Raw genomic sequence first — 12,322 nt, forward strand, 5'->3', positions numbered from 1 at the left:
AGGATACCGATCACCACAAGTACGGCGAACACCAGCAATGCCAACAGACCGAATTCGATGATCATGGATTATGCTCCAGGCAGTAGGATTTCACACACCCCGGCATATTTAAACTTTCGATGGGTCTCCTCGACTTAGGGCACCTGGCTTCAGTTATGGAACGGAACACTTGTGAAAACCATTTGATTGTTCCCCTCTGTCTGGCTCGGTCCTATGGGGCTCGAATTGGCTAGTAAGTTTGAGGATGACTTTCGGGGCATCCGCAGCTTGTCCTTCGGGATTCTTTCTAGGGAGACCGTCACATCCTCCAGCGGCTACCCGTTCAGGCTGTCCATAGACTTACGCCCATCGCCCGATTGAACGACGATATAGGCGCTGTAATGGTCATCCAGATCTAGAATTAATGGTTGGGTTTTGAACCAAAGTCAATTTGAATTCGTAGTGAGAATGATTAAAACCGCGGAACAGTGCTCGACATCATGATTCGTCTTTGCGAATGAATGTAATAGCAAATGGTGTAAGGTTAATAAGACAACTTTGCGGAAGGGCGAATGCCTTCTCACACTTATCCATAGAATGCCGATCGAAGGTACTTAAACTGATGCGGCACTTATTTATTTACTTTTTTGGATCTTCTTCAGGTCCTTCTCGCTGGCCTTTCCTTCAACCTTTTTGCCATGCGGAATATCCTCGATTTCACTTTTTTCACCTTCTTGAATTTCCTTGATCTTTTTCTCGGTGATTCTCTTCTTGGTTTCTTCTTTCATCTTCTTCACCACATACAATTGAAGACTGATCAATTATACAATTGACCTGATCTTCAAAATCCATTGGCCTCATTACCTATTAGAGAATGATCAGTCTGGAATTTATAACTCTAAAGAAAAGTTCGCTGATGGAACGCATCAAATATGAACATCCCTCCCTTGATCTCGAAGATAGAAAGGAAGCCATGGTCTTGATGGCAATTCTGATCATCGATAGATAACTCCCAGAGGTTCAAAGGATTGCCCAGCTTGTGGAAATCGACCGGCCAGGGATTGACGAAGTGCCCGGGATACGGTTCATTGGTCAATTTCCGCTATTAAGTGAGCTATATTTTATTACTTCTTGATAAGAACTTTGCAACTATGGAAGTTTACAGTGAAATCGGTGATGACCTGACCACATTGATCTTATTACCAGTGATCAGCGGTCATAATAGTACCCTGGAGTTGAGTGTACCGGTCCCTGTCCGCCTTTCATTGAAAAATGGTATGTTCTTGGCTGTGAATCGAGAAATGAATCTTGAAGGCGTCGGAGAAAAATGGGATGAGGCCTTGCAGATGTTCATGAACTTCTTTTTCACACAGTTCATGACCTATGTTGGGCTGGATGAGGAAAAGCTAATGCCCAATGAAAAAGAACAATGGGATATTATCCGAGATATGATCCCTGATTGGCAAAGACAATTGGAGAGAATCGCCCTCAAATAATCGGAAAATGTTCGCTATTCCTTGAGACTGTCAAAAGTGCATTTGCACCAAGGCCAGCGATCTTAATGATATTCTTCAGACGATACCCGAAGGATAAGCGACTGAGTTACCGGTTTCGGTCCCTGTCATTGGTTGACACTCTTACGACGGGGACACTTACATCTATCACCATTTCCTAAAAACGTCGAATTTCACTGGATTTTTCTATTTTCTATCCTTAGATATATATAGACACGAAATGGAGTAAGATTGGAGACTGAAATGGCGGAAATGGCATACAGGATTCGCAGGAATGAACATTACAGTGGCAATAATGACAGTGCAATCAGGAAATCGAAGGGGTCTATAGGAGCTTGGAGCATCTAGAGCAGACGGTCAAAGAGGCAGGTATTTTCCAATTCTCTAACCTCCCAGATGGAACGATGCGTCTCTACGACAAGGATGTGACCAAGGCAGAGATTACCGCAGACAGTATCGGACAATTTACAGTGGCCATTGTCGACTAGTCCGATGGGCATATCCAGGTAGCTCAAGGGTAAATATCTGTAGAGTGAACGGGGGTATCTGGGCGAATGTAGTTCAGTTCAGATTCGGACCTCAAATGGTAGTGTGGTTGATCAGGCAAAATCAGAAAATGCATTCGTATCTCTTCAGTTTGCGTTAGTAAATCGTGATTGCAACGATCGAAAAACATTCGAAGTTGTACAAATATTTGGTTGACCTATCGATTACTTGCCCTTAGTCTTTCTGCATACACTATGCTTCAAAGGAGGGAAATATCACCAATCCGAGACCTCGTTTTGGGAGGGCAGGACCTTTACCAACAGTAAATGAATATATTACCCAGACAGTGTCAGGAAATCCATATTTTCCATTTTCATTAATAAAACAAGATGATTTAATATGAAAGACAAGAATGACCAAATGTGCAAAAGAATATCAATCTATCCAGACTAATTTTTGTTATTTTTGCTGTCTTCGCCATCCTACAACTGCCATCATTTGGGGTTGAGGGGGTCGGCACCTCAGAATATTGGTCAAACATGAAAATAGATCATTCAGATGGATATGATATGGGAGCGGCACTTGTCATTAATTCAAGTTCTATTCCATTGATTGCTTTGCCGACACATGATGGATTATCCTTAGAAACGCGTTCGGATGGTGGCTGGCATTCATTGTTGATTGAGAATACGATGTGCTCGGGGAGACCCACGATCGCTCTAGACTCAAATGAGGTGGTTCATATTGCTTATGCGGTTTTGACCAATCCAGGCTCAGAAGCCTCTGCTGCAATCTACGAATTGAAATGTGCAATGAACATTTCTAGTATTTGGACAATCACTGTATTATCGACCTCACAAAATGGCGGCTCAATAAGTAATCCTACTTTGGCTAATGATGCCAATGGAATTTTACATCTATATTTTGTTCAGGACGGTGTCTTTAGACATTTGACATGGACTGCAGGTGCCTGGACAAAGGAGAGCGACCTGACATTCTCGATGTCTCTAAGCACTTTGCAGATAGGCGATACCACCATAGATAATGGGGGCTTTATTCACGTCATTTGCTGGAACATTTCGTCAGTCAATCGAAATCTCTACTATCTTTCAAATGAAAATGGAATTCCTGAGGATGTATTGCTAGCTACTAATCCAGGGCAGATCGTCGGGGGGGCCAGTATTGCGGTCAGCTCTGCCGGTAATGTCGCTGTCTGTTATTCATCAGGAGACGGCCTGAGGGGAATATCATTTTTGATCAGAGAAAATGGATTGTGGATGGGCTCTTCCTCTCCGATGAGCTCTTCAGCGGCCCCTGTTTCAGGTGCGGTGACATATGATGGGCAGGGACACCTATTCCTTGGTTATCTTATTGAATCAGTAGGTAGTTACAAGATTGCCGAAAATCAGGGTGATGGGTGGATCGAGCTCTATGCTAGCCCATCTGTTTCCACAGCAGGTTTGCAGCCGAACTTCCCAATAATTCAGACAGATATTCACGGTAATCTACATTCGATTTATCAGCTCAATTCGGTAAAGAATTATCTTACTGATGCTATACCTTCACCTCCCCAAAATCTGAGTGCAACTACTGGGGACAAGAAAGTCATATTAACCTGGAGCGTACCTTCAACGGGCTTGGCTCAGGAGTCCTCCTATGCAGTCTATAGACAAAACCAGTTAATCACCATAGTTCATGACAACTCATTCATCGATAACAATGTAACAAATGGGCAGAATTACAATTACTGTGTCACGGTAGTTAAAGGTCTATTAGAAAGCGGGACTTCTAATTTTGTAATTGCTATGCCTAGAGGTCCACCGGGTCAACCTACACACTTGACCATTACATCGAACAAAATCGGAGAAATAGCTCTTTCTTGGCAAGCACCCGATTCGGATGGCGGTATTGCCATCGACTGTTATGTCGTTTACAGTGATGGTGTCGCCATGACAGATGATCAGACAGGTCTGTCGACAGACATTCCCGTCGGGACTGATGGAGGCCATTCTTTCACGGTGGCAGCTCATAACACCGCTGGTATCGGCAAACAAAGCAATGCGGTCTCATACACCGTCTCTAATGCTCCAACCTGGTTGACTGCAATTGTTGGCAATGACAAAATGACTTTAAATTGGAGCATTCCAGCCTATAATGGGGGGGTTGCCATCGACTATTATATTATCTCCCAAAATGGAGTCGCTCTTGCGGAACATCCCACGGGTTTATCAACAATAATAAACAACCTGGTCAATGGTCAGAGCTATTCTTTCACAGTCGCAGCACACAACGCAGCGGGAATTGGCCCTGATTCTTCTGCGTTAGTGGTTTCTCCGACCCAAACCAAACCAACGGAACCAATGAACGTTACTGCCTGGGAAATTGATAGTGGAATCGTTCTCAGCTGGTCAGCACCCATAGACAAAGGTGGATACTCGATAGCATACAACATTTTCAGAAGCACGTCATCAGAACCAGGATCGCTGTTAGCTACCGTTTCTGGGACCTCCTATTCGGATATGGAAATTACCCTGGGAACTAACTATCATTACTATGTCGAGGCAGTCAACCAGCTTGGCAGTTCTGCCCCAAGCAAACAGGTCGGCCCTATCTCCGCGTCTGCCGCCGTAGCTCTGAACATGGAGACTGATTCATCCTCCAGCTCGATCGGGATACTAATAACCATCAATGGAGGCCTCAAGACCGTGGCGAGTGGCCAACCGGTCAGTGGAATGAACATCGATCTATCTTACAGTGTGGACAAAGGACAATCCTGGATAGTAATGACTTCGCTCACGACTTCACCTACAGGTAACTTCTCCACACAGTGGATCCCGACGGTGACCGGTGTCTATATGCTTAAGGGTAGTTGGGATGGCAACGCGGTTTATCAACCATCAACATCCATGATGAGCCTGGCGGTGACTGCATCTTCTGGCAACTATGTGTTCACTGTGCAATCCAACTCGACCGTCTCTGGCCTATCCTTCAATTCGACCAACTCGCAGTTGAGTTTTACGATCAGCGGCCAGACCGGGACCTCTGGTTATACCCGAATAGTTGTCAGTAAGCAACTCGTTGCCGACGGGGAGACCATTAGATTATCGATGGATGGATCCAGTATGAACTATTCACTGAGCTCTTCCGGCTCCTCATGGATACTATATTTCACATATCACCACAGCACACATAGTGTAGTGGCCTCGCTCAATGAAGCTGGGAGGGACCAAGGTTCCATAGGCCCTAACGAAGACGCATTCCCATTGGTCGCAATTGGTGGAGCGTGTGCGATCGCATTATTACTGGTATTAGGTGTCCTAGTTGTTCGGAAACGAAGAGGCAAGACGGGGGGCCCTTGATGGAAGAATGATGGCTGGAAAAACGACCATCATCAAGAGACTCGAACCTTATGGTGGGCAGATCAGATTCGTCGTCACTGTCTATTCGAACTGCGGCTACCAGTTAACCTCAACTCTGAACTTTCTTGCTATCCCGAACAGGGCAGCAAGATCACAATGCACTTCCCTCATGCCAAAATAGGAACACGAGGGAAATGCGGGCAGATGTAGTGGGCCCAAGAAAATACGACTCCTGACATCTTTTGCGATATAGTTCCGCAATTCGAATACTTCTCAATTATTGGTTGCCAGTTGAAGAGAGAATACAATCAAGGTCGATAGTCTATTGCCTTGGTCTAGCCTCACTCATAAAGAACATATCCAATTGTTATATTGTCAGTGGTCACGGACTTGTCTCCTTCATATAAGTAGGCCATATATTCTCATCATCGAGCGCCTTGCTCGTTCCGCCATGTCATCGAGAGAGAGTTCTTGGAGCTCGATCAGCTCCTTGTACCCGGCCGCCTGTCCAGTTATCGTTCCACCGGGAAAACCATTTAATCGTTCTGCTCCAATGTGCCAACTGCAGGAAGGTATTGGGAATGGCATCTAACCGGACCAAGGCCAATGGAAAAAAGACCACGACGGCTGAAGAAGCCGTCCGCTCCATCGGTCGAGGAAAGACCATTTTCATCGGCACCGGTTGCGGCGAACCGCAGGCCCTGGTCATGGCGCTCATCGCCGAGTCGGAGAACCTGGGGGACAATGAGATCGTCCAGACCTTGTCGTTGGGATTGATGCCATACAATGAGGAAAGGTTCAACGATCGGTTCCGGCTCAACGCATTCTTCATTGGTCCCAACGTCCGATACGCCGTGAACGACGGCAGGGCTGACTATACGCCAGTGAATCTGTCGCAGATCAGCAGGATGTTCGATTCTGGCAAGATAATCATAGACGTTGCCCTTATCCAGGTGTCTCCTCCAGACGCAAACGGGGATTGTTCTTTGGGAGTGTCCGTCGACATAACCAAATCGGCCGCCGAGAATGCCGAGATGGTCATCGCGCAAGTCAACCACAACATGCCTCGGACCCATGGGGATTCCCTCATCAACCTATCCGAGATCGACTATGTGGTAGAGATCGATGAGCCGATCTTCGAATGGAGACCAGAACGAGAGGAGAAGATGGAGGTCCTCACGAAGCTGGGGAAGTACCTGTCCGATCTGGTCCCTGACGGGGCCACGCTTCAGATCGGATATGGTTCCACGCCGGACGCAGCGATCAAATACCTGACCAAAAAAAAGGATCTGGGTGTTCATACGGAACTCCTCTCGGACGGTCTGGTCTCCCTCATAGAGTCTGGTGCGGTGAACGGTTCGAGAAAGTCGTTGGACAATGGCAAGGTGGTGGCCTCCTTCGTGATGGGGACCCAGCACGTCTACGACTTCATCAACGATAACCCGGTCATCGAGATGCGGCCATCATCGTATACCAATGATCCTTGCATCATCGGTCGCCAGGAGAGCATGATCTCCATAAACTCGGCCCTGCAGGTCGACCTCACAGGACAGGTGTGCGCAGACCAGCTGGGCAACAAGTTCTTCTCAGGTCTGGGCGGTCACGTCGATTTCATGCGTGGAGCAGCTCGTTCGAAGGGCGGCAAGCCGATCATCGCCATGCCATCCACCGCCAGGGACGGGTCGGTATCGAGGATAATGCCCACCCTCGACCAGGGGTCGGCGGTGACCACCACCAGGGGCGATGTTCATTACGTCGTCACAGAGTACGGTATCGCGGAACTGCATGGCAAGAGCATTTCCCAGAGAGCCCTGGCGCTCATCTCCATCGCTCACCCGAAGTTCCGGCCGCAGCTTCTGGCGCATGCGAAATCGCTCGGTTATGTGTTCAAGGACGTTTCCGGTATGACCTTCACCGGATCTATCTATCCAGAGCAGTACGAGGCCGTCCTGGTCATGAAAGGCGTGGAGGTCTATTTCCGCCCGGCGAAGTTGACCGACGAGCCCATGATCAAGGAGATGTTCTATTCACTTTCTGAGGCGACCATGTATCAGCGTTACATGGGGCCAAAGAAGCAGATGCCCCACAAGGAGATCCAGCGGCTGATCGACATCGACTATGAGGGGACGATAACGGTCATCGCCATGACCAAGGACGGAGACCATTTCCACGTGATCGGTATGGCCTCGTACGACGTGGACAAGGCTAACAACTCAGCCGAGGTGGCGTTCGTCGTTGTGGATCGTTGGCAGAACAAGGGCATCGGCATGCAGTTCATGGACATGCTGATCAGGATCGCCAAGGACAAAGGGGTCAAGGCGTTCACCGCGGAGCTTCTCTCTGAGAACTTCCGTATGCTGGACATGTTCTACCGCACTGGCCTCAAGGTAGAGGCCCGGCTGGTAGAGGACACCTACATGGTCAACATGGACCTTTGGTCCAAGTGAGAATGTAATGAGGGACCGCCACCATTTTAATAAAACTTGAACGGAGGGCATTCCTCCCTCCTAAGTAGTTTTTTAAGATCTCCTCGGAGAGGAGTACTAGGGGGGCCAAAGGTGGTTCCTTTGGCGGAATATGGCGAGGACGAACCCCTATAATATCGTTGGCCACCCTTCCTCCATGGTTTCGGAATCACTTCTTTGTCTGGAGCTTGTGGTCCTCCACCAGCTTGCCGACCACGCTCGGGTCGGCCAGGGTGCTCACGTCGCCCAGTTCTTCCGCCTGGCCGGAGGCGATCTTTCTAAGGATCCTCCTCATGATCTTGCCGCTGCGGGTCTTGGGCATGGCTGAGGCAAACTGGATTGTGTCAGGCGAAGCGATCGGTCCGACCATCCGCCTCACATGCAGGACCAGGTCCTTCTTGAGCTGGTCCGATTCCTCGACCCCGGACTTGAGGGTGACGTATGCGTAGATGGCCTCTCCCTTGATGTCGTGGGCCACCGGGACCACCGCGGCCTCCGCAACCTTCGGATGGGAGACCAGGGCCGACTCGACCTCCGCTGCACCGATCCGGTGTCCAGAGACCTTGATGACGTCGTCAACCCTTCCCATGATCCACACGTACCCGTCCTTGTCCATGCGCGCAGAATCGCCGGTGAAATAATAGCCTGGGAACCTGGTCCAGTAGGTATCCTTGAACCGGTCATGCTGACCATACACGGTCCTCATGATCCCTGGCCACGGCTTCTTTATCACGAGGTATCCTCCTTCGTTGACAGCCGCCTCCGTGCCGTCCTCCTTGAAGATCGCCGGCTCCACGCCGAAGAACGGTTTCGTGGCCGATCCCGGCTTGGTCTGGGTCGCTCCAGGCAGTGGGCTGATCAGTATGCCCCCGGTCTCGGTCTGCCACCAGGTGTCGACGATGGGGCACCTTTCCTGTCCGATGTTGTGATGGTACCACATCCAAGCCTCTGGGTTGATCGGTTCGCCGACCGAACCGAGCAGTCTGAGGGACGACAGGTCCCTCGACTTGGGCCACTTCTCGCCCTCCCGCATCAGGGAACGGATGGCCGTTGGCGCGGTGTAGAAGGTATTGACCTTGAACTTCTCCACGATCTGCCAGAACCGGTCTGGCTGCGGATAGGTCGGGATTCCCTCGAACATCAGCGTGGTGGCGCCATTGCACAGCGGCCCATAGACGATGTAGGAGTGTCCGGTGATCCAGCCTATATCGGCAGTGCACCAGTAGGTGTCCTCCTCATGGACATCGAAGATGTACTTATGGGTCATGGCCGCGAACATCAGATAGCCTCCGGTGGTGTGCAGCACTCCCTTGGGCTTGCCGGTAGAGCCGCTGGTATAGAGTATGAACAGAGGGTCCTCCGCATCCATCCAGGTCGGTTCATTGAATAGTGAGGCCTTGGCCATCTCCTCATGGTACCAGCAATCCCGTCCAGCTTCCATTTCGACCTCTGCGCCAGAACGTTTGACCACGATGACGCATTCGACCGGTCCGCCCTTCTCCAGGGCCATGTCGGCATTGACCTTCAGATTGACCGGTTTGCCCCCGCGGTGATTGCCATCGGCCGTGATCAGCACCTTGCAGTCGCTGTCGTTGATCCTGTCCCTCAGGGACTCGGACGAGAACCCACCGAAAACGATGCTGTGGATCGCCCCGATCCTGGCGCACGCCAGCATGGCGATCGCCAGCTCCGGGATCATGGGCATGTAGATGGAGACCCGATCGCCCTTCTGCACTCCCTTGGACTTCAGGACGTTGGCGAACTTGCAGACCTCGTTCAGCAGCTGTTGATAGGTCAGGGTGACGACCTCCTCGTCCTTCTCTCCCTGCCAGATGATGGCCGCTTTGTTCTTCCTCGGGCCGAACGTGTGGCGGTCCAGGCAATTATAGGCGACATTGGTCTGCCCGCCCTCGAACCACTTTATCTTGGCCTCTGCCTTATCCCAGCTGAAAAGCTTGTGCCATCTGGAGTACCAGTGGATGATATCGGCCTGCTTTGCCCAGAACCCTTCCGGGTCCTTTATCGATTCGTCATAGATCGCCTTGTATTCGTCGAAGCTCTTCACCAAGGCCTTCTCGCTGAACTCGATCGGTGGGTCGAAGCGTCTATCCTCTTCCATGACTGATTCGATGGTATGCTGGTCGGTCATCCCTTTTCCTCCGGGGTTAGGCCGCTTCCCTGGGAATTGCGACGAAGCATATCCCCTATTCGAAAGCACGCCGAGGCCATTCAGGTCCACGGAGATAATTAAACCTTTCGAGAACGTCCAACGATAGTTGACGAATTCCTAAAATATTGTAAGGTAATGCGTACGGACAATACGGTATTCGTATCAATATCTTACAATTAGTTCTGCCTTCCGCATTACTGTCAGGCATTGCATGAGGGTTGTCATGATTTGCGATTCGACACTTCAGGCCCAATGGCCATAACAATGTAGATTCTGCCATTCCTGGGTCATCATTAGCGCGGTTGCGGTGGATCGTTACTGTGCTGATCAGGCTTCATATCAAATCTATTGAACGAGGAGATAGGATAATCAAACAAGAAATCGGTTCGGATCTATTTAGACTGGGGTTTTTTAGAGAATGCATCGGTTTTTTAGAATCACTATCACTGATAACATTAAATAACTATCATTATTTGACGATACGTATCACTGATATCATAATATACCTATCACCAAATACAGATACCATTGACAACTGAGAAAAAGAATGAACTAGAGGCATTCTTAATACAGAAACTCGGCATAGATGAGCAAGCAAGCATTCAGGTGGAACCAGCTTGGCAGGATTTCAGTTTCGATATGGTAATCGAAGACCCAAAAAAATCCCAAAAATATTACATTGAGATCAAAACAAAGGCGTCATTAGACAGCCTGGCTCAAATCAATCTCTTTAAGGATGTTATGCTGGAAACTGAAACAATCAGTGACCTTCATTTCGTACTGGCTGGCAAGTACATCTCGACAAAGACAGGAGAACTAGCAGAAGGGCTGAACATTCGTACCTTGATCATTCCAAGAGAAATAGCATTACCCGGAGAGGGTTCAAGGATACAAGGTTCAGTCAAGATTACCTCCGAGAAATCTTGGAAGGTTGTGTCAGGACTGATCGGGTTGAAATCAAGTTCGATTAGAAACCTTTCTATCATTTTGAAAGTGTCCTATGGATGGACTCATGCAACCATGAAGCAATTGATTTCGCATGGTCTTGCTAGAACGAGTGGAAACCAGGTTTCCATCAGCGATATGGACAAACTACTAAATGGAGTGGCCTGGGAGAGGCCCACGAACAACCTTATTGTAAAGGAATTCACAATTCCAAACAGGGATATCTTCGAAGCCGCTAAAGAATTGGCAAATATGTTCGAAAGTCAAGGAATCCGATATGCGTTTGCCAGCTATTTCGCGGGAACGCAGTACACTGGTGAAAGCATCAGGTTCGATTCAATCCAAGTATATCTTGAAAAGAAAGATATCGAGGATATTGGTAGCCAGTTTGGCTGGGGTGAGGGATTGTCTGGAATCAAGCTACAAATAATGGGTCCCGATAGAGAGTTATTCAGTGAATCGAGGAGTACTGGGGGGGTGAGGATAACGTCACCCTCTCAGACATTATTAGACCTGGCCGGATTGGGATATAAAGGAAAGGACTTGACGAAATCCATGGTGGCGCTCTATGGTCAACTATCTCGATCTGAACTCAATAATCCAGAATTCCAATGAAGAGTTGCAGGAGATAGCTAGATTCCTTCAAACCTAGGGAGGACCCAATATCTCCCAAAACCGTCCTGATCGGTGGTTGGGCGGTCCACTCATACAACCCTTGGTATGGCTCAATCGATATCGATCTGATAACAAATTCAAGGACCCGTAGCAGTCTAAATGATCATCTGGTTTCCAATAGAGGGTTTGTAAGGGCACGCAATTCTGACGATACGAAGCGAGTAGAGAAGAAAATCGAAGAGGGCAAAAATATCATCATAGATTTTGGGAAAAGGGAACAAGAGGACCCGTTCGAAGGGCAAGCGAGACACCTTACTTATGAAATCCTAGATGGTCAAACCGAATTAATGCCAATTGGAGGGGGTTTATTTTTTCCAGTTCCAAAAAGATCCATTTTACTCCTATTCAAAATGAAAGCAGCATGGGATCGTAATTATCGGATTAGCCATGATTCATCCCATGATATCGAGTGGGAGAAAGGTAAGCTTAGGAAAGACCGGGCTGACATCCTTGCACTCCTTGATCCTAGCAAAGGCGGTCGCGACCTGGATATCGCGATGCTAGGAGAAAAGATGGAGGAATACCAATTCGTGGGGCAGTGTTTTGATGAAATCATCACCGACGTCGATGCCAGAGATTTCTATGGGCGCATCTCCGAAAAAGATGTCAAAGTGCTCATCGAGCAATTAGTTGATCTCTTAGGATGATTCGATGACTCAGATGCATAACCAATTCGTAGAACTTATCCATGGGCTGTCCGATTGTTGGGATGGATAGTTCAGAAAGAAT

Annotated in this window: 8 protein-coding genes; 6 read left to right on the plus strand and 2 right to left on the minus strand. The window is 48.6% G+C overall.

Annotation, left to right across the window (positions count from 1 at the left end; translation table 11 throughout):
• Positions 1-614: 614 nt before the first annotated feature.
• The gene (locus VGK23_09240; protein HEY3420723.1) at positions 615-767 is read right to left on the minus strand and encodes a hypothetical protein; all 153 of its coding nucleotides are present in this window, start codon (positions 765-767) and stop codon (positions 615-617) included.
• 363 nt (positions 768-1,130) lie between these two features.
• On the opposite strand from VGK23_09240, the gene VGK23_09245 reads away from it, so the two are divergent.
• From VGK23_09245 to VGK23_09260, 4 genes are all read left to right on the plus strand, one after another.
• Positions 1,131-1,475 carry a hypothetical protein gene (locus VGK23_09245; protein ID HEY3420724.1) on the plus strand — a complete coding sequence of 115 codons (345 nt, stop codon included), beginning with the start codon at positions 1,131-1,133 and terminating at the stop codon, positions 1,473-1,475.
• A gap of 353 nt (positions 1,476-1,828) precedes the next feature.
• Positions 1,829-1,981: a hypothetical protein gene (locus VGK23_09250; GenBank protein ID HEY3420725.1), complete on the plus strand. Its 153-nt coding sequence runs from the start codon at positions 1,829-1,831 to the stop codon at positions 1,979-1,981.
• A 420-nt stretch (positions 1,982-2,401) separates the two neighbouring features.
• A complete protein-coding gene (locus tag VGK23_09255) occupies positions 2,402-5,338 on the plus strand; it encodes a fibronectin type III domain-containing protein (GenBank protein HEY3420726.1) in 2,937 nt (978 codons plus the stop codon).
• Between the two features lie 581 nt (positions 5,339-5,919).
• Positions 5,920-7,785, plus strand: a complete 1,866-nt coding sequence (locus tag VGK23_09260) for a GNAT family N-acetyltransferase (protein ID HEY3420727.1) — start codon at positions 5,920-5,922, stop codon at positions 7,783-7,785.
• 187 nt (positions 7,786-7,972) lie between these two features.
• Here VGK23_09260 and acs read toward each other — a convergent pair whose 3' ends face one another.
• Positions 7,973-9,952 (minus strand): acetate--CoA ligase, encoded by a 1,980-nt coding sequence (gene acs, locus VGK23_09265; protein HEY3420728.1) that lies wholly within the window; start codon positions 9,950-9,952, stop codon positions 7,973-7,975.
• A gap of 549 nt (positions 9,953-10,501) precedes the next feature.
• On the opposite strand from acs, the gene VGK23_09270 reads away from it, so the two are divergent.
• Both VGK23_09270 and VGK23_09275 read left to right on the plus strand, forming a co-directional pair.
• Entirely contained in the window at positions 10,502-11,533 is a 1,032-nt protein-coding gene (locus VGK23_09270) for a hypothetical protein (GenBank protein HEY3420729.1), read from the plus strand.
• A 410-nt stretch (positions 11,534-11,943) separates the two neighbouring features.
• The gene (locus VGK23_09275) at positions 11,944-12,240 is read left to right on the plus strand and encodes a hypothetical protein (protein HEY3420730.1); all 297 of its coding nucleotides are present in this window, start codon (positions 11,944-11,946) and stop codon (positions 12,238-12,240) included.
• Positions 12,241-12,322: the final 82 nt, after the last annotated feature.

It is taken from the genome of Methanomassiliicoccales archaeon (assembly GCA_036504055.1).
GTDB lineage: Archaea > Thermoplasmatota > Thermoplasmata > Methanomassiliicoccales > UBA472 > DASXVU01.

What these genes read in the sequence shown, in the direction of transcription:
- VGK23_09240 (HEY3420723.1), bottom strand. Translation starts at nt 767, where the DNA reads ATGAAAGAAGAAACCAAGAAGAGAATCACCGAGAAAAAGATCAAGGAA.
- VGK23_09245 (HEY3420724.1), top strand. Translation starts at nt 1,131, where the DNA reads ATGGAAGTTTACAGTGAAATCGGTGATGACCTGACCACATTGATCTTA.
- VGK23_09260 (HEY3420727.1), top strand. Translation starts at nt 5,920, where the DNA reads ATGGCATCTAACCGGACCAAGGCCAATGGAAAAAAGACCACGACGGCT.
- acs (HEY3420728.1), bottom strand. Translation starts at nt 9,952, where the DNA reads ATGACCGACCAGCATACCATCGAATCAGTCATGGAAGAGGATAGACGC.
- VGK23_09275 (HEY3420730.1), top strand. Translation starts at nt 11,944, where the DNA reads ATGAAAGCAGCATGGGATCGTAATTATCGGATTAGCCATGATTCATCC.